At 72.7% G+C, this 26148-nt stretch carries 23 protein-coding genes and 3 pseudogenes; 12 read left to right on the top strand and 14 right to left on the bottom strand.

Features of this window, described 5'->3' with window-relative positions:
- Nucleotides 1–402: cytochrome b (locus tag AOK00_RS13960; protein ID WP_055600629.1), on the top strand; the 402-nt coding region annotated here is incomplete at its 5' end.
- 21 nt (nt 403–423) lie between these two features.
- On the opposite strand, the gene zwf is transcribed toward AOK00_RS13960, so the two are convergent.
- The 6 genes from zwf to AOK00_RS13930 form a co-directional block, all read right to left on the bottom strand.
- Entirely contained in the window at nt 424–1875 is a 1452-nt protein-coding gene (gene zwf, locus AOK00_RS13955) for a glucose-6-phosphate dehydrogenase (RefSeq protein ID WP_055600628.1), read from the bottom strand.
- A gap of 1 nt (nt 1876) precedes the next feature.
- Complete coding sequence (locus AOK00_RS13950) at nt 1877–2179, bottom strand: hypothetical protein (protein ID WP_055600627.1); 303 nt, start codon at nt 2177–2179, stop codon at nt 1877–1879.
- Between the two features lie 145 nt (nt 2180–2324).
- Entirely contained in the window at nt 2325–3209 is an 885-nt protein-coding gene (locus tag AOK00_RS13945; RefSeq protein ID WP_055600626.1) for an oxygenase MpaB family protein, read from the bottom strand.
- A gap of 269 nt (nt 3210–3478) precedes the next feature.
- Nucleotides 3479–4105 (bottom strand): hypothetical protein, encoded by a 627-nt coding sequence (locus AOK00_RS13940; protein WP_055600625.1) that lies wholly within the window; start codon nt 4103–4105, stop codon nt 3479–3481.
- Nucleotides 4106–4230: 125 nt separating this feature from the next.
- Nucleotides 4231–4911 (bottom strand): class I SAM-dependent methyltransferase, encoded by a 681-nt coding sequence (locus AOK00_RS13935; protein ID WP_055600624.1) that lies wholly within the window; start codon nt 4909–4911, stop codon nt 4231–4233.
- A 133-nt stretch (nt 4912–5044) separates the two neighbouring features.
- Nucleotides 5045–5398 carry a PRC-barrel domain-containing protein gene (locus tag AOK00_RS13930; RefSeq protein WP_055600623.1) on the bottom strand — a complete coding sequence of 118 codons (354 nt, stop codon included), beginning with the start codon at nt 5396–5398 and terminating at the stop codon, nt 5045–5047.
- 277 nt (nt 5399–5675) lie between these two features.
- Here AOK00_RS13930 and AOK00_RS13925 point away from each other — a divergent pair, with 277 nt between their 5' ends.
- A complete protein-coding gene (locus AOK00_RS13925; RefSeq protein ID WP_055600622.1) occupies nt 5676–7124 on the top strand; it encodes a purine-cytosine permease family protein in 1449 nt (482 codons plus the stop codon).
- 188 nt (nt 7125–7312) lie between these two features.
- Here the strand turns inward: AOK00_RS13925 and AOK00_RS13920 are convergent, their stop codons facing one another.
- Nucleotides 7313–7759 (bottom strand): hypothetical protein, encoded by a 447-nt coding sequence (locus AOK00_RS13920; protein ID WP_055600621.1) that lies wholly within the window; start codon nt 7757–7759, stop codon nt 7313–7315.
- Nucleotides 7760–7904: 145 nt separating this feature from the next.
- Between AOK00_RS13920 and AOK00_RS13915 the strand changes: the two genes are divergently transcribed.
- The 8 genes and pseudogenes from AOK00_RS13915 to AOK00_RS13895 all read left to right on the top strand — a co-directional run bounded on the left by AOK00_RS13915 (nt 7905) and on the right by AOK00_RS13895 (nt 16034).
- Nucleotides 7905–8645 (top strand): class I SAM-dependent DNA methyltransferase, encoded by a 741-nt coding sequence (locus AOK00_RS13915; RefSeq protein ID WP_055600620.1) that lies wholly within the window; start codon nt 7905–7907, stop codon nt 8643–8645.
- A gap of 221 nt (nt 8646–8866) precedes the next feature.
- Nucleotides 8867–8959: a putative leader peptide gene (locus AOK00_RS41395; RefSeq protein WP_353962716.1), complete on the top strand. Its 93-nt coding sequence runs from the start codon at nt 8867–8869 to the stop codon at nt 8957–8959.
- A 98-nt stretch (nt 8960–9057) separates the two neighbouring features.
- On the top strand, nt 9058–10461 hold the full coding sequence (locus tag AOK00_RS13910; protein WP_055600619.1) for a sulfatase family protein: 1404 nt from the start codon (nt 9058–9060) through the stop codon (nt 10459–10461).
- Between the two features lie 69 nt (nt 10462–10530).
- Nucleotides 10531–10677, top strand: a pseudogene (locus AOK00_RS37110) (SDR family oxidoreductase); the annotation flags it as partial.
- Between the two features lie 215 nt (nt 10678–10892).
- Nucleotides 10893–13637: a class IV lanthionine synthetase LanL gene (lanL, locus tag AOK00_RS13905; RefSeq protein ID WP_055600618.1), complete on the top strand. Its 2745-nt coding sequence runs from the start codon at nt 10893–10895 to the stop codon at nt 13635–13637.
- A gap of 45 nt (nt 13638–13682) precedes the next feature.
- Entirely contained in the window at nt 13683–13838 is a 156-nt protein-coding gene (locus AOK00_RS39430; protein WP_173861561.1) for a VenA family class IV lanthipeptide, read from the top strand.
- 199 nt (nt 13839–14037) lie between these two features.
- Nucleotides 14038–15123: an ATP-binding cassette domain-containing protein gene (locus tag AOK00_RS13900; RefSeq protein WP_055600617.1), complete on the top strand. Its 1086-nt coding sequence runs from the start codon at nt 14038–14040 to the stop codon at nt 15121–15123.
- Nucleotides 15120–16034: an ABC transporter permease gene (locus AOK00_RS13895; protein WP_079041987.1), complete on the top strand. Its 915-nt coding sequence runs from the start codon at nt 15120–15122 to the stop codon at nt 16032–16034. Before AOK00_RS13900 ends, AOK00_RS13895 begins: the two co-directional genes overlap by 4 nt.
- Nucleotides 16035–16073: 39 nt before the next feature.
- Here the strand turns inward: AOK00_RS13895 and AOK00_RS13890 are convergent, their stop codons facing one another.
- From AOK00_RS13890 to AOK00_RS13880, 3 genes are all read right to left on the bottom strand, one after another.
- Entirely contained in the window at nt 16074–16928 is an 855-nt protein-coding gene (locus AOK00_RS13890) for a DMT family transporter (protein ID WP_055600616.1), read from the bottom strand.
- A gap of 282 nt (nt 16929–17210) precedes the next feature.
- Nucleotides 17211–18899: an alpha/beta fold hydrolase gene (locus tag AOK00_RS13885; protein ID WP_055600615.1), complete on the bottom strand. Its 1689-nt coding sequence runs from the start codon at nt 18897–18899 to the stop codon at nt 17211–17213.
- 15 nt (nt 18900–18914) lie between these two features.
- On the bottom strand, nt 18915–20552 hold the full coding sequence (locus AOK00_RS13880; protein WP_254047362.1) for an alpha/beta hydrolase: 1638 nt from the start codon (nt 20550–20552) through the stop codon (nt 18915–18917).
- Between the two features lie 430 nt (nt 20553–20982).
- Here AOK00_RS13880 and AOK00_RS13875 point away from each other — a divergent pair.
- Nucleotides 20983–21484 (top strand): annotated as a pseudogene (locus AOK00_RS13875) (PP2C family protein-serine/threonine phosphatase); the annotation flags it as partial.
- A 55-nt stretch (nt 21485–21539) separates the two neighbouring features.
- Nucleotides 21540–22142 (top strand): SixA phosphatase family protein, encoded by a 603-nt coding sequence (locus AOK00_RS13870; RefSeq protein ID WP_055600614.1) that lies wholly within the window; start codon nt 21540–21542, stop codon nt 22140–22142.
- A 47-nt stretch (nt 22143–22189) separates the two neighbouring features.
- On the opposite strand, the gene AOK00_RS13865 is transcribed toward AOK00_RS13870, so the two are convergent.
- The 4 genes and pseudogenes from AOK00_RS13865 to AOK00_RS39670 form a co-directional block, all read right to left on the bottom strand.
- Nucleotides 22190–23242, bottom strand: a complete 1053-nt coding sequence (locus AOK00_RS13865) for a polyprenyl synthetase family protein (protein WP_055600630.1) — start codon at nt 23240–23242, stop codon at nt 22190–22192.
- 71 nt (nt 23243–23313) lie between these two features.
- The gene (locus AOK00_RS13860) at nt 23314–24459 is read right to left on the bottom strand and encodes a tetratricopeptide repeat protein (RefSeq protein ID WP_055600613.1); all 1146 of its coding nucleotides are present in this window, start codon (nt 24457–24459) and stop codon (nt 23314–23316) included.
- A gap of 287 nt (nt 24460–24746) precedes the next feature.
- Nucleotides 24747–25406 carry a DUF4360 domain-containing protein gene (locus tag AOK00_RS13850; RefSeq protein WP_055600611.1) on the bottom strand — a complete coding sequence of 220 codons (660 nt, stop codon included), beginning with the start codon at nt 25404–25406 and terminating at the stop codon, nt 24747–24749.
- A gap of 442 nt (nt 25407–25848) precedes the next feature.
- A pseudogene (locus AOK00_RS39670) lies at nt 25849–26148 on the bottom strand (hypothetical protein); the annotation flags it as partial.

The raw sequence follows: 26148 nt of genomic DNA, 5'->3' as shown, positions 1-26148 counted from the left end.
GGCGAGGACTCCGGACGGGGGCGGGGCCGTGGCGGAGACAGCGACGCGTACACCCCCTTCGGGGACGACGCGCTGCTCACCGTGCATGTCGTACTCGGGGGCACCGTGCTTCTGCTGGGTGTCATCCGGCTCGTCTGGCGGCTCGCCACGCCGCTTCCGCCGTGGGCACCGGCGCTCACCGCCGGGGAGCGCCGCCTCGCCCACGCCACAGAACTCGTCCTGTACGTGGCGACGTTCGCCGTCCCCGCCACCGGGCTCGCCCTCCTGCTGTCCGGTGACGACCTGCTCCCCCTTCACATCGCCGCCCAGGTGCTCCTCTACGTCGCTGTCGCGGCGCATGTCGGACTGGTCCTCAAGCACCAGCTGGTCGACCGTGACCACCTGTTGGCCCGCATGCTGTGAGACCGGGCCCCGGTCGCGGCGTCAGCTCGCTTCGGGCAGATACCAGCGGTGGGGTCGGATGAGGTGTCGCAGGCCGTCCGGGCCCCACGATCCCGGGGCGTACGGCTCGACCGGCGGCGGGGACTGGAGCAGTGGGGCGGCCACCTCCCAGAGACGTTCGATGCCTGCCGCGTCGGTGAAGAGTGACTGGTCACCGAGCATCGCGTCCAGGATGAGACGCTCGTAGCCCTCCAGCGCGTGGTCCTGGGCGAAGGAACCGGCGTAGTCGAAGACCATTTCGGCTCGGGTCAGACGCATGGCGGGGCCGGGTTGCTTGGCGAGGAAGCGTGCGGTGACGGTTCCGGGGTCCTCGAAGTCGATGACCAGTTCGTTGTGGCGGCCGTCGGCGGATTCCTGGGCGGCCGGCGGGAACATGCGCAGGGGCGGTTCACGGAAGCCGAGGGTGATGACATGGCGGCTCTCGGCGAGGGCTTTGCCGGAGCGCAGGTAGAAGGGGACGCCTGCCCAGCGCCAGTTGTCGATCTCGAGGCGCAGGGCTGCGAGGGTCTCGGTGTCGGAGGCCGGGTCGACTCCGGGTTCGTCGCGGTATCCGTCGTACTGTCCGCGGACCACCCGGGCCGGGTCGAGGGGGCGCAGGCTCTGGAAGACCTTGTCCTTCTCCGCGCGCAGGGAGTGCGCGTCCAGGGTGGCCGGCGGCTCCATGGCGATGAACCCGAGGAGCTGGAACAGATGGGTGACGATCATGTCGCGGAAGGTGCCGGTGCCTTCGAAGAAGTGGGCGCGGCCCTGGATGTCGATGTGTTCGGGGACGTCGATCTGCACGTGGCTGATGTGGTCGCGGTTCCAGACCGGTTCGAGGAGTCCGTTGGCGAAGCGGAGGGCGAGGATGTTGTCGACGGACTCCTTGCCCAGGAAGTGATCGATACGGAAGACGCGGGACTCGTCGAAGACGGTGTGGATGGCCTGGTTGAGGGCACGGGCGGAGGCGAGGTCCGTACCGAAGGGCTTCTCCACGATCACGCGGGCGTCCTGGGCGAGCCCGGAGGAACCGAGCATCCGCACGACCGAGGCACATGCCTGAGGGGGTACGGCGAGGTGGTGGAGGAGTCCGGGACTGCCGCCGATCGCCCGCTCGGCCTCCTGCACGGCGGCGAGGAGCGGACCGGGGTCTTCGGGGTCGGCGGCGCCGAAGGTCAGCCGGCTCTCGAAATCCCGCCATTCCCGGCCTTCTGGCTTGGTCCGGCCGAACTCGGCGACCGCCTCGTGCGCGTGTTCGCGGAACGCGTCGTCGCTGAGGGCGACCGCGGCGGGGGCTGATCCGACGATCCGGTAGTGGTCGGGGAGCAGCCCTGCTCTGGCCAGGTGGTACAGGCCCGGCAGGAGTTTGCGGCGGGCGAGGTCGCCGGTGGCACCGGAGATGACGATGACGTGGTCGTCGGGGGTGGGCCCGCCGGAGCTGGGGGGTGTGGCCACGTCAGATCTTCCTTTCGCCACGGCCGCCGAACTCACCGTGCGTCGCGGAGGGGGCTTCCTGGGTCGCGGTCACGACCTCCGGAGGGCTCGCGCGGGCGCGCCCGCTCGCCTCCGCCGGCGGGGTCCTCGCCTGCTCTGTGCGGACGTCCCGTGACTCCCGTACGGTGGCGACCTGGTGCTCCGGCCACAGCGACGCGTTCACCAGCTGAAGCCCGGCTCCGCGCGACGTGGCTTCCTCAGCCGGCCGGTCGACCGCCGCCAGGCTCGCGCTCGACCCGTTCGCTCCTGCTGCGACCTGCTCCATGGGGCCACTGTGGAGCCGTCACGGGAGTCCGGCACGCCCCGGCAGGCCGACCGGGGGACCGGACGACCGCATGACCGACCGGCCGGGCGTGGTCCCGTGTTCGTGGCGGTGAACCCCTACGAGATCGCCCGCCCGCGGTGCCGGATCAGCGTGGCACCGAGGCCTCCTCGCGGGGCGGGAGAGCCGCCATCGCCCAGCGGATCGTCCCCGTCAGCGCCCGTCCGGACAGCCGTACGACACCCTCTGGCAGGTACGGCGCCGTGCGGAGGTCCAGCAGCGCCCGGGCCCACGGTGGCAGCAGCCGGACCGCGTTCGAGGCGAGTACGGCGTAGGGACCGCGGGCGGCCCACGGCAGCGGGGGTTCGTGGAGTACGAAGCGGGCCGCGTCCCGGGCCTGCGACGTGGCACGCAGTTCTGGGCGGTAGAGCGCCAGCCTGGCAGCGAGGGCCGTGCGGTCGAGCGGCGGATCGGGGACGCCGAGGGCGCGGGCGACCCGAGCCGCGTCGGCGATGTACGCGTCGCAGCCGGCGCCGTCCAGCGGACCGGCCCCGAAACGCTGGTGCGCGCGCAGGAAGCTGTCCACCTCCGCCACGTGCACCCAGCACAGCAGGTGCGGGTCGGCGGCGTGGTAAGGCTCGCCGGCGGGGGTGGTGCCCCTGATCCGCTCGTGCACCTCCCGGACGTGGTCCACGGCGCGCTGGGCGTCCTCGGCGGTGCCGTAGGTGGTGAAGGCGAGGAAGGTGCTGGTCCGCTGGAGGCGCCCCCAGGGGTCGCCCCGGAAGCCCGAGTGCCCGGCGACGGCGGCCATGGCGCGCGGGTGCAAGGACTGCAGGAGGAGCGCGCTCAGGCCGCCGATGAACATCGACGCGTCCCCGTGGACGGTGCGGATGGGCCGCTCGGGGCCGAACCAGCGAGGGCCGGGGGCACCGTGGATACGGGCCCGGTTCTGTGCTCCCGAGGGTCCGGCGACGTGGCTGAACAGACTGGTGCCGACCCGCTCACGCAGGCCCGGACCCGATCTCTCGGACATGTTCACGCTTCCATCGTCGCGCGCGGACGCGCGGAACGGGGAGTCGCCGGTCCGCTCGGCCGCCGCGGTCGGGCACTCCGGCCCGGTCGCTCCAGAGCGTCCCCGGGCTCCTCCCGGCCTTCCCGCGTGCTCGTGTCTCGCGCATGCGCAGCGGAGACGCGGCATCGGCGTGCCGCTCATCGGCGGCGTCCTCCCAGGGGCCACGCCGGTCCAGGCACAGAACCCGTCGTCGTCCTTCGGAGGCCGGCCGCCGTACGCGCCGACGTGGTTCAGCCCTCGGTCGCTTCGTCGGCAGCCGAGCGCCGCCCGCCGACGGAGGCGACCAAGGCGTCCGCCACGACCGCCGCGTCCGCCTCCGCGACATCCGCCGGGTATTCCGGCAGGAGATCGTCCCAGACCGGCATCCACGACCCGTACAGCTGGGACTGTCCCTCGGGCCGGGCGAAGAACCAGATGTGCAGGTGCGCGCCTCCGTCCCCGATGCGGTAGACGTGGGCTCGCGAGATGTGGGGCAGGGCCTGCACGTGGCGGACGATGTGAGTGGAGAGGACCCCCAACTCGGCCGCCAGTTCATCGGGCAGGTCGGCCATGTCGTGGTGCGCGAGCGGATGCAGCATGAGCACCAGCGGCACGCCGACTCCCGCGATCCGCGTGAGCCGCCACCTGTCGTTGAACCAGATCCCCTCGCCCCGGGCGCGGCACGACTCGCAGTCCGACGGGTCCTCGCCGTGTCGCGGAGGCTCGGGCAGAACGGGAGGGCGCAGGGGTGAGACGCGCAGCCCGTCCGCTTCGAACGGGCTGATGCTCCACCCCGTCATGCGCGCGAGGGGGAGCCGACGCTCAGCATCGGCAGCGGCGAGCGCGTGGTCGTAGAACTCGTCAGGTCGCAAAGCCATGGCGCGAAGACTAGTTCGGCAGGGACACCCCGTGAGGACCGGGGTGATCTCACTCCTCGCTCCGGTACGTCTCCGCCTACAGGGGCGGCCTGTTCTGGACCGCATCCCAGCGCATCGGATCAGGATCAGCGCAGTCGGCGGGCGCGCAGCACCAGGTCATCCGCGTGGTGCGCGCCGGCTCCTCCGTCGGGTGCCACGCGGGGGCGCCGCTCGTCCACCTCCACCACCCAGTCGTCGCCGAGGAGGGCCGTGACCATCGAGGGCCAGACGTAGTCGGCCGGGTCGAAGCCGCTTTCGTTCGGCTGCCGGGTGTCCATTCCCGCGTGGTGGACGAGCAGCAGCACACCGCCGACGGCGACGGCCCCGGTCAACGCCCGCTCGGCGGCGGCGTCGGGGGTACGCAGCAGGGCCGGGTACTGGGCGGAGACCAGGTCGAAGGAGGCCGGCGGGAGAGCCGCGTCCGTCAGTGTGGCGTGGACCCAGTGAACGGCGACGCCTGCGTCTCGTGCGTGCCCGGCCGCCCGCTCCAGGGCCACGCCCGAGACCTCGAGCGCGGTCACGTCCCAGCCGCAGCGCGCGAGCCAGACGGCGTCCGCGCCCTCGCCGCAGCCGACGTCGAGAACACGCCCGGGGGTGAGCCCGTCGACCTCCGCCACGAGCGCACCGTTCGGCCGGCCGCTCCAGAGTTGTTGCCGGTCGGCGTACCGGTTGTCCCACTCCGCCCGCACCGCGGGGTCTCCGACGTAGGCGTCGACGGGCGGGGTGGCGTCGGGCGCGGGCGATCCCGCTGCGATGTTCTCGGTCACGGACCCACCATGCCCATCGGGCCCCTCTGGTGGCGCGATTTTTGCCGGTCCGGCAAAAGCGGCGTGCGGGAAGGCCGGCGATCGAGCGCGGCCGTACTGGGCGTCATGTGTACGTGGTGCGTGCGGCGGCGACTCACATGTGCGGCATCCCGTAGTACTTGGCGAACTGCTCGAGATAGCCGGGGTCACGCGGCTGCTTGGTCCGCTCGAACTCGGGGGCGTGCTTGATCTGGTCCTTCGTACGGTCGACGTAGACCGTTTCGTCGTCCCGGTCGACCCGCTGGATCACGCTGGCGGGGAGCAGTACATGACTGCCGAAGATCCAGACACCGGTGTCGACGACGATGTAGCCGGTTCCGGCCTCTTCGGTGTGCTCGTCGACCTTCCCGATGTCTCCGTCGGTTGCCTGGACCTTGTAGCCGACCAGGTCACTCCCTGTCTCGTAGCCGGAGCCGGTGCGGTAGCCCCAGATCTCTTCGTTCGCCATGCTCGCTCTCCTTGCTCGCCCCCACTGTTCCGGCCAGCCTGCCTCGCGTCGGGTGTGGCCGCCTGCGCGGCGCTCCGGCGACTCCCCTGTCCAGCCGCACGCCGGCCGGAGCAGGCGAGGGCCCGGCCCAGGTTCGGGAGACACGGCCTTTATGAAATTCTTCATTCAGGATCTTGATACCTGTTCAACCCTATGCGAGATTCGGCGCACGCAGTCACGTGTCAACGGCTGCGTTCCGTCCGGGCACACCGGAATCGCTGCGGGAGAGGTCTCCACCATGCCGGTCCAGCACACCCCCGGGGAGCGACTCTCGATGGAGACGCGCACCATCGAGGTCATTCCTGACGCCGAGCGGCACGGCACGCCGCGTAGCCAGTTCACCCTGTGGTTCGGCGCCAACATGCAGATCACCGCGATCGTCGACGGTGCGCTGGCCGTCGTCTTCGGCGCCGACGCCCTGTGGGCGATACCCGCGCTGCTCATCGGCAACCTGCTCGGCGGCATCGTCATGGCGCTGCACTCCGCGCAGGGACCGCGGCTCGGCGTCCCGCAGATGATCTCCAGCCGCGCGCAGTTCGGCGTCCACGGGGCGGTCCTGCCCCTGCTGCTGGTGATCCTCATGTACCTCGGCTTCGCCGCGACCGGCAGCGTCCTGGCCGGCCAGGCGCTGTCCGAGATGCTGCACATCGACAACACCGACGTCGGCATCCTCGTCTTCGGCGCGCTGACCGCCGTGGTCGCGGTCACCGGCTACCGGCTCATCCACATCGCCGGGCGCATCGCCACCGTCGTCGGCGTCCTCGGCCTCGGCTACCTGCTGGTGCGGCTGTTCACGCAGTACGACGTCGGCGCACACGTCGGGAACAAGGGCTTCGAGACGGCGACCTTCCTCCTCGCCGTGGGGCTCGGCGCCGGATGGCAGCTGACCTTCGGCCCGTACGTCGCCGACTACTCGCGCTACCTGCCGCGCGACACCAGCACGCGCGCGACGTTCTGGTCCACGTTCACCGGCTCCGTCATCGGTTCCCAGTGGGCCATGACGCTGGGAGCGCTCACCGCCGCCGTCGCCGGCAAGACCTTCCTCAGCGACCAGGTGGGCTTCCTCGGGGGCCTTGCCGGGCCCGCGGTCCTCGCCTTCCTCATCTACCTGGTGATCGTGGTCGGCAAGCTGACGGTCAACTGCCTCAACGCGTACGGCGGCTTCATGTCGATCCTGACCACCGTCACCGCGTTCGACGGCCGCTCGCGCGTCTCGGCCGCCGCCCGCGCCGCCTACATCGTCGGCTTCACAGCCGTGTCGATGGTCATCGCGCTGGCCGCCAGCGACGACTTCCTGAACAACTTCAAGAACTTCGTGCTCCTGATCCTGATGGTGTTCACCCCGTGGAGCGCGATCAACCTGGTCGACTACTACCTGGTCTCCCGCGAACGCGTCGACATCCCCGCCCTGTACGACCCGGACGGCCGCTACGGCCGATGGAACGTCACCGCTCTGACCTGCTACGTCGTGGGCGTCGCCGTCCAGATCCCGTTCCTGGCCACCAAGCTGTACACCGGCGCGATCACCAAGAGGCTCGACGGCGCCGACATCTCGTGGATCGTCGGGCTCGTGGTCACCGCGGCCCTGTACTGGATGTGGGTGCGACGCACGGCCGACCCGCCCGCCGAGACCGTCCACCCGGCCGTCACCAAGACCGGCGACGACACGGCTGCGCCCGTCGGCTGACCCGTACTCACCGAACGGGCACGACACGCGCCCACCGGGCGGCGGCGTCGGGCGGGAGCGGTACGACCGCCCGGCCCGACGCGTCGTCGTCCGCGCCCCGCCCCATGCCCCGGCGACCGAGGACTCCTACGGCACCGGCCGGTGCCGCGAACCGCTGGACTGGGACAGCGGCGCCGGACGCCGCCGCGTCACAGGGCCCACCAGCAGTACAGCCGCCGGCCGGAAGCCCGAGCGCGCCGAGCCAGCCCGGCCAGGGCCTCCAGCACACCGGCTGTGGCCTCGACGCTGATCCCGACCTGCCGGAGTTCGTCGGTCGTCGACCACGACTCGGCCGAGCGGAGGAGGTCGTCCGGCTTCGCCGTGGCGAGGGCATCGACCAGCGTCTCCGTCAGGCCGACCACGAACGGCGGGCCGTCCTCCGGCTCGGACAGCAGTTGGCCGGACCGCGGGCGCTCACCGGCCTCCTCGTCGCTGCAACCGGTCATGACGGCTTCGAGCCGGACGATCGCGACGACCGGGTCGATGTTCTTGAGGAAGACCACGTCGAACCCCGCCCGCCCCGGCCCTCCAGGAGTCCGGAGGACCGTGAGGGCGGTCCGATCGTCAGTGGCGGAGAAGTAGTCGCACAGCGGCATGCCGACGATTCTGGCATCCAGGGCTGACAGTGCCGCCGCCAGTGCAGGGGCGTTCGACGACCACGCGCCCCGGGCCCCCCGACCGGAGCCCGTGGAGGGAAAACGCGTCGACAGCATCCCTCGGTACCCGGCAGAGTGGCCGCCCGTGACGAGCAGTGAGCTGTGGACCCGTGCGACCGCCGAACGCTACGACGCCGAGGAGGCCGAGACGTCGTCGGCCGCCGTCCTCGGACCGACTCTCGCCTTCCTCGCCGAGCTCGCCGGAGACGGCCGGGCGCTGGAGTTCGCCATCGGGACCGGACGAGTGGGCGTCCCGCTCCGGGAACGTGGCGTGCCGGTCGTGGGCATCGAACTGTCCGAGCACATGGCAGCGGTGCTCCGGCGCAAGACCGACGAGGACACGCTCCCGGTCGTCATCGGGGACATGGCCACCACCGTCGTTCCCGGCGAGTTCACCCTGGTCTACCTCGTCTACAACACCATCACGAACCTGCTCACGCAGGACGAGCAGGTCGAGTGCTTCCGCAACGCCGCACGTCATCTGGCGCCCGGCGGCCGATTCGTCATCGAGCTGGGCGTGCCGCCACTGCGCTTCCTGCCGCCCGGCCAGGTCGCGGTGCCGTTCGACGTCTCCGAGCAGCATCTCGGCTTCGACACCTTCGACCTCGTCGAGCAGATCCTCGTCTCGCACCACCTCACCCGCGACGGCGACGACGGCCACTACCGCCGTGACAACTCCCGGCACCGCTACGCCTGGCCGGCAGAACTCGACCTGATGGCGCGGATCGCCGGGCTCGGGTTGGAACGCCGCGTCGCGGACTGGGACGGGTCCCCGTTCACCCAGGACTCCGCGAAGCACATCTCCGTGTGGCGCAAGCCGACCTGAGGGCGGCCACCGGGCCGTCGACGCAGGCCGCGGTCCCGCGCGAACCCGCCCTCTCGGCGCCCTCGGCACGATCGTCACACGCGCCCGGTCACGCGGTCCGAGCAGGCACCTCGCGCGAGGCGTCACCGGAATGCGCCGGCATTTCGATCATGCGAACTACGCGCGTCGACCTGCCCGTACGCCGTTGACGGCCCGGTTCGTCCCGGCAAGACTCCTGACTCATGCAGCCCCTGCGTGACCGCTCGGTCACCCGCGTCCAGCGCCGACACGTGGACCTCGTCCGTGTCGCGAGCGCTGTCTGTCGCTGCCCCTGACCGGTCGCCGTACCACTCGCCCCGTACTCACGCTTCCTCCGCCCACCCCGTCCGCCGGGGCCTCGGAGGCATGCCCGCACGCCCTCCTGGAGACCTGTATGTCCACGCCCCTGTCCCGCCGTGCCCTCGGCGGGGTCGCCGCAGGTGCCGCAGCTGCCGCCGCCCTCGGAGCCACCGCGTCCGCCGCGCAAGCGGTCCCCGTAGCCGACCCGCGGGAGCGGCCGTTCCGAGCCGCGCAGCCGCGCCGCCACTCACGACGACCCAACATCCTCTTCATCCTGGGCGACGACCTCGGCTGGGCCGACCTCTCCTCGTACGGCTCCCCGCACATCCGCACCCCTCACCTGGACCGGCTCGCCCGCGAGGGCGTCCGCTTCACCGACGCCTACTCCGGCTCCGCGACCTGCTCGCCCACCCGCTTCAGCCTCTACACCGGCCGCTACCCGGGCCGTACGAAGGGCGGCCTGGCCGAGCCGATCGCCGACAAGTCCGTCGGCCTTGACCCCACCCATCCGACGCTCGCCTCGCTCCTCCGGGACTCCGGGTACGCCACCGCCCTCATCGGCAAATGGCACTGCGGCTACCTGCCCGACTACTCCCCCACCCGGTCCGGCTGGGACGAGTTCTTCGGCAACTTCGGCGGCGCCCTGGAGTACTACTCCAAGCTCGGCCTCGGCGGCGAGTACGACCTCTACGAGGGCGATGCCGAGTACAAGGACCTGCGCTACTACACCCGGATCCTCACCGAGCGGGCCGGCGAGTACATCGGCCGCGACCACGACCGGCCCTGGCTGCTCAACCTGAACTTCACGACCCCGCACTGGCCTTGGATCGCCGACGGCGACAAGGAGGCGAGCGACGAGATCGTCCGCCGGATCAAGGCCGGCGACCGCTCCGCCCTCTGGCACCAGGACGGTGGCTCCGTGGGGAAGTACAAGGAGATGGTCGAGGACCTCGACCGCTCGATCGGGCAGGTCCTCAAGGCGCTGAAGCGCTCCGGTCAGGAACAGGACACGCTCGTCTTCTTCGCCAGCGACAACGGCGGCGAGCGCTTCTCCTACAACTGGCCGCTCGCCGGCAACAAGGGCTCGCTCCAGGAGGGCGGCATACGCGTCCCCTCGATCCTGCGCTGGCCCGCCCGGATCGACGGCGGCCAGGTCAGCGACCTGCCGGTGTTCACGCCCGACTGGACGGCGACCCTGCTCGACCTGGCCGGAGCCCGCCCCCATCCCGCGTACCCCCTCGACGGCACCAGCCTCGCCGGACACCTGCTCCGCGGCGCAGACGTGCCCGAGCGGGATCTCTTCTGGCGGGTGCGGGGCGAGCGGGCGCTGCGCCGCGGGGACTGGAAGTACTACCGGGGCAAGTCCGGCCGCGACCAGCTCTTCCGCCTGTCCGAGGACTCCCGCGAGCAGGCGGACCGGGCACCGTTCGAGCCGGCGCGACTCGCCGAGCTGCGGGCGGCCTGGGAGCGGATCGACGCGGGGCTGCTCCGCTACTGAGCCGTGCCGGCCCATGCGGCGGGTTCCGCCGCGGAGCCGCCGACGGTGACCGTGTCTTCCCCAGGGTGCCGGGAGCAGCGGCCGTCGCGGCTGGGCGACAGCGCGCCTGAGGAGATCGCCGGCACGGTGGTGTACCTCGCTTCCGAGCACGCGTCCGCCACGACCGGCGGCGCGCTGCGCGTGGACGGCGGGTACGTCGACTCCATGCTGCCGTAGCGGAGACACCGGCGACGGCGCGTCCGTGACGGCGCTCTCGGCGCGCCCACCTCGCCCGGGATTCGTGAGCCTGTTTCCGCGCTGGGCGCACCCATGGGCCGCGCCATCGCGCTGTGCGCTCGCCGGATCAAGTGAATACGGGCGGGGGCGTGTTGGTCTCGTCATGCCTCCGGGCACCTTCCGGTCAGCGGACCTCACCGTCGCGAAGGACACGAATGACGAGCCAGGTTACCGAAGTTGAACTGGAAGGCCTTCTCCGCAAGGCGCTGCACACCACGGGTACGGGCGCACGTTGGGCGGCCGACTCGGACGAGATGTGGTGCCGTGTCACGCCCGGGTCGGGTACACGGCGCGAGCAGGGGTGGAAGCTGCATCTGTCGGCGACGGCCGCCTCCGCGCCGGCTGTCCTCGAGAGGGCCCTGGGGGTGCTGTTGCGGGAGGAGTCCGCGTTCAAGTTCGCCCGGTCGCTGGACCGGGTGAGTGCGCTCAACTCCCGTGCGACGCCCCGGGGAAGTTCGGGCAAGTTCATCACCGTCTACCCGCGCTCCGACGCCGAGGCGGCCCGGCTCGCCCAGGAGCTGCACGAGGCCACGGCGGGGCTGGCAGGTCCTCGGATCCTGTCCGACCAGCCGTACGCCGTGCACTCGCTGGTGCACTACCGGTACGGCTCGTTCGTCGGCCGGAGGCGGCTCTCGGACGACGGGCTGCTGGTGTGGTTCATCGAGGACCCCGACGGCAATCCCGTGGAGGACAAGCGCACCGGCCAGTACTCTCCTCCCCCTTGGGCGGTCTGCCCCTTCCCTGCCGCGGTTCCCGTCGCGCCGCGCGCGACGGAAGGGGCGGAGGAGGGGGACGGGGCTGACGGGGCTGACAGGGTGAGTGCTCCGGTGCTGCTCGGTGGCCGTTTCGCGGTACGGGAGGCGATCCGGCACACCAACAAGGGCGGCGTCTACCGGGGCAGCGACGTCCGTACGGGCGCCCTCGTGGTGATCAAGGAAGCCCGGCCGCACGTGGAGGCCGACGCCTCCGGCTGCGACGTCCGTGACTGGCTGCGCGCCGAGGCCCGGACGTTGGAGAAGCTCAAGGGCACGGGACTGGCTCCGGAGCCGCTCGCGTTGTTCGAGCACGGCGGGCACCTCTTCCTGGCACAGGACGAAGTGCCGGGCGTCACCCTGCGTACCTGGGTCGCCGAGCACTTCCGCGACGTCGGAGCGGAGCGCTACCGCGCCGACGCGCCCGCTCTGGTCGCGCGTCTGGTGGACCTGGTCGCGGCGGCGCACGCGCGAGGCTGCGTCCTGCGGGACTTCACCCCCGGCAACGTCATGGTCCGTCCGGACGGTGAGCTGCGCCTCATCGACCTCGAACTCGCCGTCCTGGAAGACGAGGCCGCTTTGCCGACCCGGGTGGGAACCCCCGGCTTCAGCGCCCCCGAACGCCTGGCCGACGCACCCGTCAGCCCGACGGGCGACTACTACAGCCTCGGTGCCACCGCGTGCTTCGTGCTGGCCGGGAAAGTGCCGAACCTGCTGCCCGAGGAGCCCGCCACCAGGGCCGCCGAGCAGCGGCTCGCCGCATGGCTGACCGCCTGCACGGGGCCGCTCCGACTCCCGGAAGGCCTCGCGGAGATGGTCCTCGGGCTGATGAAGGACGACCCCGCCGAGCGGTGGGACCCTGTCCGGGCGCGCGAGGCCGTCCGGAAGACGTACCCGTCGCGGCCACGGAACCACTCCGCCCCACGCCGGCCCGGGAACGCACGCCGTGACGACAGCCGGAGTGAGGGTCGTCCGCCGGTGAACGGGACCGTGGACCGCGCGGTGACCGGGATCGTGGGCCATCTCATCGATGCGATGACTCCGGGGGACGAGCACCGCCTGTGGCCCGTGTCCACGATGGCCGGGGAGGCCGACCCCTGCACCGTGCAGCAGGGCGCGGCCGGTGTCCTGGCCGTGCTGACGCGGTACTGGGAACTCACCGGTGACGACCGCCTGCCCGAGCTGATCTCCACCGCGGGCCACTGGATCGCGGGCCGCACCGATCTCCGCTCCACACGCCCCGGCCTGCACTTCGGCGGACGCGGAACCGCCTGGGCGCTGTACGACGCCGGGCGCGCCGTGGACGACCAGGGGCTCACCGAACACGCGTTGGCCCTGGCGCTGGCCCCGCAGCAGTCGACACCGCATCACGACATCACCCACGGCAGCGCGGGCAGCGGGCTGGCCGCGGTCCACCTGTGGCATCGCACCGGTGATCCACGCTTCGCCGAACTGGCCGTCGACGCGGCCGACCGGCTGGTCGCCGCGGCCCGGCGTGATCCGTCCGGAGTGAGCTGGCCGGTGCCCGCGGAAGCCGTCTCCTCCGAGGGCGGCAAACGGTACCTCGGCTTCGCCCACGGAAGCGCCGGCATCGGATGCTTCCTCCTCGCCGCCGCGACCGTCTCGCGGCGCCCGGAGCACAGGGACCTCGCGGTGGAGGTGGGCGAGCACCTGCTGGGCGACGCCGTGCTGACCGGCGAAGCGGCCCAGTGGCCCGCCCAGTCCGAGGACCTGCCCACGGCGCCGTACTGGTGCCATGGCGCGGCGGGCATCGGAACGTTCCTCGTCCGGCTGTGGCAGGCCACCGGGGACGACAGGTTCGGCGACCTCGCCCGCCGTAGTACGTACGCCGTCACCGAGCGCGCCTCCCGCGCCGCCCTTGCCCAGTGCCACGGTCTGGCGGGCAACGGTGACTTCCTCCTCGACATGGCCGACGCCACGGGTGACCCCGTGTACCGCGCCATGGCCGACGACCTGGCCCGCCTCATCGTCAGCGAGAGGGCCCACCGCCATGCCCAGGTGGTCTTCCCCAACGAGTACGGGGACGTCTCGACCAGCTGGAGCGACGGATCTGCCGGAATCCTGGCCTTCCTCCTGCGGATCCGTCACGCAGACCCCCGGCACTGGATGGTCCGGATGCCGGTCTGAGCGGCAGCACGTCTGCCGCCGGCTCACAGAACGAAGGAGAGACCCATGGAGAACAACGACATCGAACTGCTGGCCCGTCTCCACGCCCTTCCGGAGACCGACCCGGTCGGCGTCGACGGAGCGCCGTTCGCCGCGACGTGTGAGTGCGTCGGCCAGCTGACCCTGCTCAACACGGTCTGTATCGGCATCAGCTGCGCGTAGGACAGGCACCACCATCCGGCCGGCGGCCCACCCGGGAAGCCGCCGGCCGGATGCGCCGCGCTGCCGTGCGCCCGAGTGGCCACGGACGGCGAACCCGTAGAGAGGACTGGACCGCATGCAGCTAGCCGCCGGTGACGAGGACCGACCAGACCACACGCAACGCCCCGCCGATGCCGACGACCTCGCTCCCACAGGCCTCATGCCGGCCGCCGTCATCAGCCGGCCCGTCGCACAGCACGTTCCCGAGCCCGCGTACGCCATCAGCATGCGCGGCCTGGTCAAGAGCTACCCGGGCCCGCAGGGCGGCACCACCCACGCGGTGCGCGGCTTGGACCTGGACGTGCCGCAGGGCGAGACCTTCGCCTTCCTCGGGCCCAACGGCGCGGGGAAGTCCACGACCATCGCCGTGCTGTGTGCCCTGGCCCGCCCCACCGCCGGTCACGCCACCGTCGCCGGCGCCGACGTGGTCAGCCGGCCCGGCGAGGTACGGCGACGAGTCGGCGTGCTCTCCCAGCACAGCGCTCTGGACGCGGACCTGACAGCCGAACAGAACCTCCACATCCACGCACGGCTCTACGGGCTGTCCCGCCGCCATGCCCGTGCGCGCGCCGCGGAGGTGCTCGGGACGGCCGGGCTGACCGACCGGCGGCGCTCCCCGGTGCGCACCCTGTCGGGCGGCATGCGGCGCCGCCTGGAGATCGCCCGGGCCCTGCTGCACTCCCCCCGTGTGCTGTTCCTGGACGAGCCGACCACCGGACTCGACCCGCATGCCCGGGCCCAGGTCTGGGACCATCTGCGCGCGCTGCGCGACCGGCACGGCAGCACGCTCTTCGTCACCACCCACTACCTGGAGGAGGCGGAGAACTGTGATCGCATCGCCATCATCGACCGCGGCCGCGTGGTGGCGCTGGGCACGCCCGTCGCGCTGAAGGCGGCGATCGGAGACGACCTGGTCGTACTGCGTACCAGCGACGACACCGCGGCACGTCAGGTCGTGCGCGGCATCGCTCCGCCGGACCGCGCCATCGCGGCGGACAGCGGCGGGGTCTCCCTGCGGGTGCCGGACGGCAGCACCTGGATTCCGCGCCTCTGCGCGGCACTGCAACGCCACGGCATCGCCGTACACGCCGCTTCCGCGGCCCCGCCCACGCTCGACGACGTCTTCTTCCGCCACACCGGCCGCAGCCTCGACACCACCGAGCCCGGCACGGCACCGGCCGGCCCGTCTCCGGCCGCCCCCACACCGTCGTGCGCAACCACGTCGGAGACCGGCGGCCGCCGATGAGCGGCCCCACGGTGCAGACCCCGGACGCTCCCCACACTCCGGACGGCCCGGCCCCGGCGGCCTCCGGCATCTCCGGCGACTCGGGCGCCCACGGCGGCGGGGCGCCGGCTCGTCTCCGGCAGGAACTGCGCGCGATCCACGCCCTGGTCCACCGCGACCTGCTGCGTCTGGCGGGCCGGCGCACCCACACCGCGCTGATGCTGCTCCACCCGATGCTCTACCTGCTCGTCCTGGGAGGCGGACTGGCCGCCCTCATCCCCCGTGCTTCCCTGGGCGTCGGCTACCAGACGTATCTCTTCCCCGGCATGCTGATGATGACGGTGCAGACACCGGCCATCATGGTCGGCATCCGTCTGATCACCGACCGGCAGAGCGGCTACCTGCGGGAGCTCCTCATGGCCCCGGTCAGCCGCGCCACGCTCCTCCTGGGACACTGCGCCGGCGGCACCATGACCGCCACGGCGCAAGGCGCCGTACTGCTCGGCCTCGCCGGCACGGTCGGCCTGCCCTACGACCCGCTGCTCCTCGTCCTGCTCCTCGGCGGGATGATCCTGGCCTCGTTCACCATCACCGCCCTGGCGCTGGCGCTGGCCGTGTCCCTCCGCGGGGCGGAGACGTTCCATACCCTCCTCGGCCTGATCATGATGCCGCTGCTGTTCCTCTCCGGCGGCTTCTTCCCCCTGCACGCCCTGCCGGGCTGGGCCCACACCCTCGCCGCCGCCAACCCGCTCGCCTACGCGGTGGACCTCCTCCGCCGCTGCATCACGCACCGCGTACCCGACCAGGAGGCCGCCACCGGCATCGAATGGGCGGGGCGGCAGCCGCCCCTCCCCCTCGAAGCCGGCCTGCTTCTCGCCACCGGCATCGTCGCGCTGCTCTGGGCAGCGCGACGCTTCAGCCGTCCGGAGTGACACACCGCCGTCCGGGGCGGACGCCCCGGGAGTACGCGGTCAGGACGTGCCGACGCCGCTACGAGCGAGCGCGAACACCCCCAGCACGATCAGTGCGATCCCCGCGAGCTGGGGCAGCAGCCACCAGCCCGCCCGTACGTGCTCCTCGTACAGCAGGACGCCGAGACTCAGGCTCACGGTGGCGTCGCCGAGGGTCAGGGCGGGCTGCGAGGCGACGAGCGGGCCGCCCTGCATGGCGTGTTCGAGCAGCAGCAGGGCCGCGATCCCCGCCGCGCAGAAGGCGTAGGTCTGCCAGGACGTCAGGAAGGCGCCGATTCCGCCGTCGCCGAGGATGTGCATGGACGTCTTCATGAGGGCGGCGGTGAGCGCGTAACAGATCGCCGTCGCGGCGCCGAGGCAGCCGGCCCTCGCGCGCCCGGGCGGTCTGCGCAGTCCGACCGCGGCGAGCGCCACCACGGCGACGGCGCAGGTCGCCAGGACCGGCACCCAGCGGTCCAGTGCCACATGGGTGCGGTTGCCGGTGGGCGAGGCGGCCGCGAGCGCCACCCCGAGGCCGAGCACGACCCCTGCGACGGCGGCCCAGAGCCGGGCGGGCAGCCGTTCGCGTGTCAGGAGGGTGGCGATCAGCAGGGCGAGGGGAAGTTCGAGCACGAAGAGCGGCTGCACGAGGGCCAGCGGCCCGGTCGCGAGGGCCGCCGCCTGTCCGACACCGGCGGCGATGACGGCGAGGATGCCGGCCAGCCACAGGGGGCGGTGCAGCAGGTCGAGGATCAGTCCGGGCCGGAAGGAGTCGGACTGCGGGACGGTGAGCGCCGCACGCCGCTGGAGCACCGTGGCCAGCGCGTTGCTGAACGCGGCGAACAGCGAGAAGAGGACCGGCAGGACGACGCCCATGGGCCCGATCCTCACCGGGGCGGCGGCCGACCGGGGGGCGACACCGGCGGGCGCCCGTACGGAGGACCCGGTCGGGCCAACGCCGCTCACGGACGACGCCGGGCGGATGGGGGGACGAGGTGCCGTGCTCACCGCACGGACCACCAGCCGCGGACTGGGTGAAGCCGCCGGTGCTCACCGCCCGACCACCAGCCGCGGACAGCGTGGAGCCGCCCGGCCCCCCTGCTCCGATACGAGCGGGGGCCGGGCGGTCGGGTGTCACCGGTGCGGTGCCGGGCGTGCCTAGGGCGCGATCTCGAACCGCGGCGGCTGGAGGCCCGCCAGGCAACGGGTGTCCGGCGCGGCCGGGTCGGCGAAGAAGGAGGTGGTGATCGTCTGCGCGCACTGCGAGTCGGCGAAGACCACGTGGGCCACGTAGGGGACCGTGACGGCGTGGGACCGGCTCAGCGTACGGGCCACGTAGGCCCCGTTGCTGGGCGCGGTCTGGGCGTCGAAGCCGCCGGACAGGGCGAGGGTAGGGATGTCGCTGCGGGTCACGTCCCGGATCCAGGGAGGTGCCGGAGGGACGTCCCAGGCGCGGCAGTCGTCGTGGAGCCAGGCGAGCTGCGGGGCGTTGGCCAGCATCGACCGGGGGAACGAGGGGAACGCGCGGCGTCCGCCCCGGATGATGTCGGCGCGGCTCTCGTACGGGGTCCACTGGCTGCAGAAGACGCCGTAGACCAGCCCGTGGGCGACCCTTCCGATGGCCTGCGGGCTGTACTTGCCGCCCGCGAGCTGCTCGGCGATCCGCTGCGGGTTGCCGTGGGCGAGTTCGTCGAGGGAGCGGGGCACTCCGGCCGCCACATGGGTGGCGGAGGTCAGCCAGGTCACCAGGTTGCCCCCGTCCAGCACGACCTTCACCGGCTCCGGGTGTACCGGGACCGTGACGGTGGTGGTGATCGGGTTGGCCTCCAGCTCACTGACGAGGCGGAGGAAGGTGGCCTTCAGGTTCGGGTAGCGGGTGTTGCAGGCGGGCTGCTCCGCGCAGGCCTTGAATAGGCCGTCGAAACCCTCTCGTGCGGCCTTCCAGGTGACGGCCCCGCCGCCCAGGGACGGCGGCAGGATGCCGTCGATGCCGACCGAGCGGATGCCCTTCGGGTGCAGGCGCATGTAGTTGAGGGCCAGGTGGGTGCCGTAGGAGATGCCGAAGACGTTCCACTTCTTGACGCCCAGCGTCCTGCGCAGGACGTCGTAGTCGGCCGAGCTCTCGATGTCGTTGTAGGCGCCGCGGTCGGCGCCCAGGCCGTCCACCCGGTCACGGCAGGCCCGGGTGGCGTCGACGTGCAGGCGGCCGGTGGACGGCGCGTTGGAGACGAGACCGAGGGCGCGGGCGTTGAACTCGTCGATGTTCGGACAGGTGAGCACCGGGTCGGCCGAGTAGGTGCCGCGCTGGGACATGAAGATCACGTCACGGTCGCGGTTCAGGTTGCCGGCGAGCGCCATCGGGATCTCGGAGACCGCGTCGTCGCCGGGTCCGCCGGCGAGCCACACGATCGGGTCGGGCGCCGGTCTGCCGGACTCCGCGGGCATGATCGCGACGGCGAGGGTGATCTTGCGTCCTTCGTGCGCCCTGGGGCCCTTGGACTCCTTGGGTCCGTGGGGTCCGTGGGGTCCGTTGGGTCCGTTGGGTCCGTTGGGTCCGTTGGGTCCGTTCGGCCGGGAGCGGTTCTCGGGCACGGTGAGGGTGCCGCAGCGGGCGCGCGCGAGATCGGGGATCGGGTCCGCCGTCCTGGGGCAGGGGCCCGGTTCGAAGCGGGCGTCGCCCACCGTACGGGCGACCGTGCCGATCGGGACGTGCGGGCCGTCGGTGCCGGACCCGGCGTGCGCGGGCATCGCGGCGAGGCCGACGACGAGGGCGCCGGCCGTGGCTCCTGCCAGCGTCGCCGGCAGCCGTCGGGCGGGGCGCCGACGGGGGGTCGTGCGAGGGGACATCGTGCGTCCTCCGGGTCAGGGGATGAGGGTGAACGGTTTGGGCACGACACCCGCCACGCAGCCGGTGTCGGGCGCGGTCGGCCGGGCCAGGAAGGAGCGCAGGACCGACGCGGCGCAGGGCTCCTGCGGCACCACCCAGTGGGTGATCCCGGGGACGATCACGGCGGTCGAGCGGGGCAGTGTGCGGCCGGCGAACGGCCCCCAGCTCGCGCCGGTCTTCGCGTCGAAGGTCCCGGTGATGATGAGCGCGGGCACCTTGCTGTGGGTGGCGACCCGCTGGACCGGGGTGCGGTCCGGTACGTTCCAGGCGCGGCACAGGTCGTGTTCGAAGGGCAGCTGCGGTGCGTGGGCCAGCACGGAGTCGGGGAAGCCGGGGAAGGCTCGTCGGCCCGCCTCCAGCAGGTCGCGCTTCGAGTAGCCCGGCACCCACTCGGCGCAGGCCACCGAGTGCGTCAGGCCGTGGGCGAACTCGCCGATGGCGGGCGTCGCTCCGGCGGCCTGGGCCCGTGCGAGGCGTTCCGGATTGCCTGCGGCTAGTTCGTAGAGCGCGGCGGGGACGTCGGCGGACGGGACCAGCCGGCCGTCGGCGACCAGCAGGTTCACCAGCGTGCCCCCGTCGAGGACGACCCTCACCGGGGTTCCGCCACCGGGCGGCGGTACGGTCAGCGTCAGGGGGTTCGCCTCAAGCCGCCGGACCTGCTCCGTGAGGGTGCGGGAGAGGTCCGGGTAGCGGGATGTGCAGGCGGGCTGGGCCTCACATGCCCTGAAGATCGCGTTGATTCCCTCCTGGGCGCTGTCCCAGGCCCACGGCAGGCTCACGGTCTGCGGCGGCACGACCGAGTCGATCGCCAGCGAGCGGATGCCCTGGGGGTGCCGGCGCAGGTAGGTGAGGCCCAGGTCGGTGCCGTACGAGTAGCCGTAGACGTTCCACCGCTTGATGCCCAGGGCCTTGCGAAGGTCGGCGAAGTCCGCGGCGTTCTCGGTGGTGTTGTAGGCCGCGAGGTCGTTTCCCTCCGCCGTCAGGCGGTCCCGGCACTGCTTCGCCGCGCGTACCAGCCCTCGCCCGGTGGACGGCGCGTCGTAGGGCAGTCCGACGGCGGTCGCGTTGAACCGGTCGATCTCCGGGCAGGCGAGGTTCGGCTGCGAGTGGAGAGCGCCGCGCTGGGTCATGACGATCAGATCGCGGTCCCGGTTCACCTGAGAGGCGATCAGGAAGGGGATGGCCCCGATCGCGTCGCCACCCGGACCGCCTTCCATGAACACCACCGGGTCCGCGGCGGGCTTCGCCGCGGTGGCCGGAATGATCACGACGGCCGTCCGGATGGTCCGGGTCTTCTTGCGGGTGCGGTTCTCGGGCACCTCCAGGAACCCGCACCGCCCGGGGATCGGCTCCGGCGCCTCGGGGCACGGACCGGGCACGAAGCGTGCCGGGTGTCCCGGCCCGGGTCCCTCGGCAGGGGGTGACAAGGCGCTGCCGGGGGTGGGGCTGAGCGCGCCGATCACGGCCAGGCCGGCCGCGACGAGCGCCGTCCGGGTACGCGCGCGGTGGGGGCTCCCCGCCAGGGCGATGTGTCGCGCCGTTCGGCGCCGTACGGTCTTGACGGTCCCGCGAACGGACGGCAGGTCGTCCGGACCGATGTTCTGTTCCGCCATGTGATCCCGTCTCTCGGACGTCCCCTGCCGCTCGGAGCCGGGGCGCGTGGGCGTGGCCGCCCGCCGCGTGGTCCGGCGAGGTCGGCGCTCGCCAGCTTGCGTCCGTGGCAGGGGGCTCACCACTCAAGGACTCCACTCGGAGCAGGCGTTCGCCGCGGCGGGCTGGGCCCGCGGCCGCACGGCCCTCGCGCAGCGGTGCCCGGAGGCACGGACCGACGCTGGACTCCACGAGCCCCACGTGCACGTACGGGCCGGGCACGGGACCTCGCTCGCGATCGCTCACCTTGCCGGACAGCGTGCCGGCGCGGCCTCGACGTCCGGCCGCGCGGGTGCCGGAGGCTGTCGGCGACCGCCTCGCCGTACCTCCCCGTGGGGCCGACCAGGTGACGGTCCAAGGCTGCGAAGTGCAGCATCTCGGCGGCCGCGACATTGCGTCATGGGACAGCCGCGCAGCGCACTGAGCGCGGCGGCGCTCGTCGCCGACGGCCCGGCCCAGGCCCTCTAAGTCCTCGGGCTCTACGCCCGCTCCGTGGAAGGCGAGTCGTCCACCGTGGCGACGACCTTCATCGACTGGAGCACTCACACCCCCACGTACAGGAGCGCCGGACATCCTCCGCCCGCGCTGCTCGCCCCCGGTGGCGGCGTGGTCTTCCTCGACCAGGGGACCGATCCGCCGCTCGGCGCCCGCCCGGAACACGTCTCGCGCCCCCAGGCGAACACTGCCTTCCGCGAGGGCGCGACGCTGGTGATGCGCACCGGCGGTCTGATCGAGCGCCGCACGGAGGACCTCGACGTCGGCCTCGCGCGCCTCGCCGACTCCCTGCAGGGGCATGGGCGGGACCACCCCGAGGTCGTGGCCGACCCTCCTCTCGGATCTCCTGAACACCGACCGCACCACGGATGACGCGGCGCTCGTCGTCATCCGCCTGTGAACCGCGTGCCTTCCCGCAGCGTCCATGGTCGCTCGGCGACCCACCCCGTACGCTCATGGACGTGCAGCCCCCGACCGAACTCCCTGAGCACGTCCGCTCCGCCACCGGCCGACCGCGCCGCCTGCTGGTCCTGCGACACGCCAAGAGCGCCTGGCCGAAGGGCGTCGCCGACCAGGACCGGCCCCTCGGCCCGCGCGGTCTGCGTGACGCCCCGGCCGTCGGGCGCTTCCTGGCCGGGGCCGGCGGGCCGCCCGACCTGGTCCTGTGCTCGCCGGCCCGGCGCGCCCGCCACACCTGGGATTTGGCAGCCGCGGAGCTGGACGGCGCTGTGCCGATCCGCCATGACCCGCGGCTGTACGGGGCCGACGGCCCGGAACTGCTCGACGTCGTCCACGGCGTGTCCGACGAGGTCGCGACGTTGCTCCTGGTCGGGCACAACCCCGGCCTCGAGGACCTGGTCCTGCTGCTGGCGGCCGGCGCGAAAGGCGCGGCGGGGGTGGCGGGCACGGACAAGGACGTCCTGGACCGTGTACGGACCAAGTTCCCGACCTCCGCGATCGCCTTCCTGACCTTGTACGGCCCTTGGACCGACCTGCGCCCGGGCGAGGCGCTCCTGACGGACCTGGCGATTCCCCGCGGGGTCCGTGACCCGTCCTGAGCGGTGCCACCCGCGCGCCTTCGACGGGGGAGCCGGTCGGCGTCACGTCACCAGGTGCGGTCGAGCAAGTGGGTGAAGAGCACGTCCAGTTCCTGTGCTGCGGGGTGCGTCAGCGGCGCCTCTCGCAGTGCGTGGCGGGCGGCGTCCAGGTGCCGACGTGCTTCCTCGCGGGTCCGGGTCCGCCCGCCTGCCTCCTCCACGAGCGCCGCGGCGTGTTCGGCGGTCGCGCCGTCGATCCCCCGGCCGGACGCGAGCAGCGTGTCGAGTTCGTGTGCGGCCTTGCCTCCGCCGGCCAGTGCGATGAGGACCGGGTACGTCTTCTTGCCCTGCCTGAGGTCGGCGTGCACGGGTTTTCCGGTGACTCCCGGGTCGCCCCAGATACCGAGGATGTCGTCCACCGCCTGGAACGCGAGGCCGAGGTGGCGGCCGGCTCGGTCGAGCGTGGTCACGGTCCTGTCGGGGGCGCCTCCGAGGATCGCGCCGAGCGCGAGCGCGCAGCCCAGCAGGGCGCCTGTCTTGTGCTCGGCCATGGACCGGTACTCGTCCGGCTCGACCGCGCCGGGTCCGGACCAGGGGCGGTCTTCGAAGCGGAGGTCCTCCGCCTGGCCGGACACCAGCGTGGTCAGGGTCCCGCAGAGCTGCCGCACCGCGGCTCCCGTGCGGCGGCCCGGGGCCTCCGCCAGGCTCGTCACGGCCTGGGCGAGGAGCGCGTCGCCGGCCAGGACGGCCGGGCCGGTCCCGTAGGACTTCCACACCGCGGGGCGCTGCCGGCGCAGCGTGTCGGCGTCCATGATGTCGTCGTGGAGCAGGGAGAAGGTGTGCACGAGTTCGACGGCGACGGCGCCCGGGACGGCTTCGGCGCCGTCCGCGCCGACCGCCTCGGCCCCGAGCAGGGCGAGCGCCTGCCGCACCCCCTTGCCCTCGGATCCGCCGGGGTCCGGGGTTCCGGCCGTATCGGCCCAGCCCAGCGCGTACGCCGCCATCTCACCGGTCCAGGGGTGCAGCCGGGCCACCGCCTCCACCAGCGCGGGCCGCACCCGGTCGCGGCACCGGCCCAAGAGGCCGGCCGCCGAGGCCTCGTGAACGCGGAAGGTGGTCACCCCGGTCACGGTCGTGGCGCCCGGCGCCCCGGTGAGCGTGCGGGCCGATCGGGCGGATGTCGGGAGGGCGCTCACCGCAGCCCCTCCGCGTCGACCTTCCGCAGGGCTTCCGCCCCGACTGCCGGCAGCACCGGGCCGGCGTCCGGTCCGTCTCCGGTGGGGTCCGGCAGCGGGCCGACACCCAGCTCGGCCGCGGCCTTGTCCACCATGTCCCGGGCGTGCCGCAGCCCGATGCGGTCCAGGGTCGCGCGGAGTCCGGTGAGTTCCGCGGCGGTGTGCGCGGCGTCGCGGCCCAGGCGGGCGTCGGCCTTGACCAGCCCCAGCCTCGACAGTGCCGTCCCCCTCGGCTCCTCCATCTCGCGGAACTCCTCAAGGGCCTGGGCGTACAGCGCACGGGCCTGCTCGTAGCGGCCGGCCCGGTACAGCACGTTGCCGCGCATCTTGTGGTTGTAGGCGAGCGCGCCGGCCAGCCGTATCTCCCGGCATGCCTCCTCCGCCCGCGACAGCAGGGACAGGGCGCGCTCCACGTCCCCGTCCCGTACGGACACCACGTCGGCGATGCCCCGCAGGGCCCAGGCCCATCCGCGTCGGTCCTCGGCGCGCGACGCCGTCTCTGCCGCCTCCTCGAAGAGGGCCAGGGCCTTGTCGTAGGAGCCGGTGTTGCGGTGCATCTGCGCGATGCCCTCAAGCGCCCAGACCGTGTGGCGGGCCTCGCCGCGACGGCGGGCCTCGGCCAGCAGCTGTTCGTGCAGCCTCCCCACCGCCTCGTAGTCGCCCTGGATGCGCCCGGTCTCGGCGAGCCCCGCCAGCGAGTAGCCCCGCACGACGACGTCCCCGCCCCGCTCGCCCGCCTCGGCCGCGAGCCCCAGCAGCCGGTACGCCAGCCTGAGCGCACCGCGCTGGCGGGCCAGTGTGCCGCCGCTCCACAGGGCCCACGCCATGGCCCCCTCGTGACCGGCCGAACGTGCCGCCCGATAGCTCGCCTTCCACGCCCGGTCGGCCTCATCGATCCGCCCGAGCCTGCGGCATGCCTCCGCCACGGCCAGCCCGCACCGCGCCGCCTCCCGCTGGTCCCCGGCCTCCTCCGCCGCCCGGAGTTCCCGGACGCCGCGGGCGAGAACCTCGGGCAGGGAGGCATTCACCGACAGCGACCCCAGCGCCCCTTGGTACTCCGGCGCCGACGCCATCGCCGGCCTCTCCGTCACCTGACCTGCCATCAGAACCTCCTCGGGTCGGCTCGACGATCAAGCCGACGCGAGGATCAAGACGTGTCTCCCGGGCCCAGGTTCCCCATCGGTCGCGATGTCCGTCTCCGTGGGGGCGAGTGGATCATCCTCAAGTACTACGCGGTGGCCGGCGCTCCTCAGCGAGACGGACGTCGGAGCGGTTGCGGCGTGTGAGGTGCTGAGGGCCTCGGTGCGGTGGCCGTGGCCTCCGAGCCGGTCGGCGGGCCGCAGCCGGTCGGCGGCCGGGGCGGGTCGGTGCGCCGCGGCCGCCGCGCACGTCAGCCGGCCGGGCACTCCTTCCACGCCAGGTGGTAGACGGTGCTGATGTCACCGTCCGTGGAGTCCATGGTCATGTAGCTGGTGGCGCCCGGGCTCGACGTACCGGCGTTCACCCGGAGTTCGGTGTTGATGTTGAAGTTGCGCTGCACGCCGCAGGGCGCCCACACCAGTTGTGCCCAGTCGGTGTCGTCGGTCGCCTGCCAGTTGTCCTCGTACGGGCCCTGGAAGGTGTGCGTGCGGGAGGCCGTGTTCGGCGAGCCCTGGAAGTAGTACGAGGCCTTCTCCGTGCTGCTCGCTCCGCGCTGGAGCGAGGCGTAACCCCGGTAGTCGGCGCTGGCGATCGCGTACGTGAACCCCTGCGGCACGTGCACCAGAAGGTTCAGCTGGCAGTTCCTGCGGGCCGCCGTGGGGGACGAGCCGCCGCCCACCTGTGCGAGGTACTCGCTGTAGGTGACGGTGAAGGCGGTGTTGTCGTCGGACACGGCGATGGCGGCGGTGCCGAGGGGGCAGCCGGATCCGTTCACCGTGGCGATGTCGATGACGATCCTGTCCGGCGGCGGGTCGACGATCGACCCCGGGCCGGCCTGGGCGGGCAGGGCGGGCAGGGCGGAGGCGAACAGGGCGGCGACCGCCGCGCTCACGAGCAGGGGAACTCTCATGTTTCTCCCATCCGGTGCTTCGGTTCCCGACGGGCGGGGGCGCACGGGTGCGTCCGCGCCACGGGCTGGGATGCGGCGCGCCACGCTCAGGGGCGGCGGCCGTCACGGACCTATTTCGATGGAGACCTGGTGCGAGGAATCCGGAAGGCCAGAAGTACGCAGTGGGGTAGTCCAACCGGCAATGGTTGAACTATCATGCGTATGAACTCTGTCCGTCCGCCCCGCCGGTGTGAGCGGGGATGGTCGAATGCTAGGTGCCCGCGCACGCCGGGACAGGGTGGCGCCCAGCCATTAACCGCCCTGCGGACCACCCACTTTTGGCGTGGAAGAGCGCACGTACCTCTTGACCCCACGAGGCAGGGCTGGGACCCCGGGCCGGTCCACCCCCTCGCCGACCGGCATGCGCACCGGCCGACGGACGGGCTCGGGGAGCAAAGAGCAATCAGTGGGCCTGGTGCACCAGTTGGCCGGTCGGTTCGTACCGCGCGCGGGCGATCGCCGGCCCTCCCGCCCTGATCCTCGGAGCGAGGCCGGGCTCCGCGGCGAGCCGTGGCCGCACACGCCGCGCCCGCGCCGAGGCGGTCGCCTCGACGCGGGCGGCGCCCTCCTGGGCGCGGTCGATCGCGGGTTCGATCCGGTCGGCGACACCGTGTCCGTGCGCGGCAAGCCGGCGCGGGACCCGGTCGTCTTCAGGGAGAGACCCGGTCCTGGAGGGCCGACTTCCAGGCGGGGGCGGGGATGG

The organism is Streptomyces aureus, from assembly GCF_001418135.1.
Taxonomy (GTDB): domain Bacteria; phylum Actinomycetota; class Actinomycetes; order Streptomycetales; family Streptomycetaceae; genus Streptomyces; species Streptomyces aureus_A.
The sequence above is the reverse complement of the archived record's forward strand: the minus strand, read 5'-3'. Positions and strand labels throughout refer to the sequence as shown.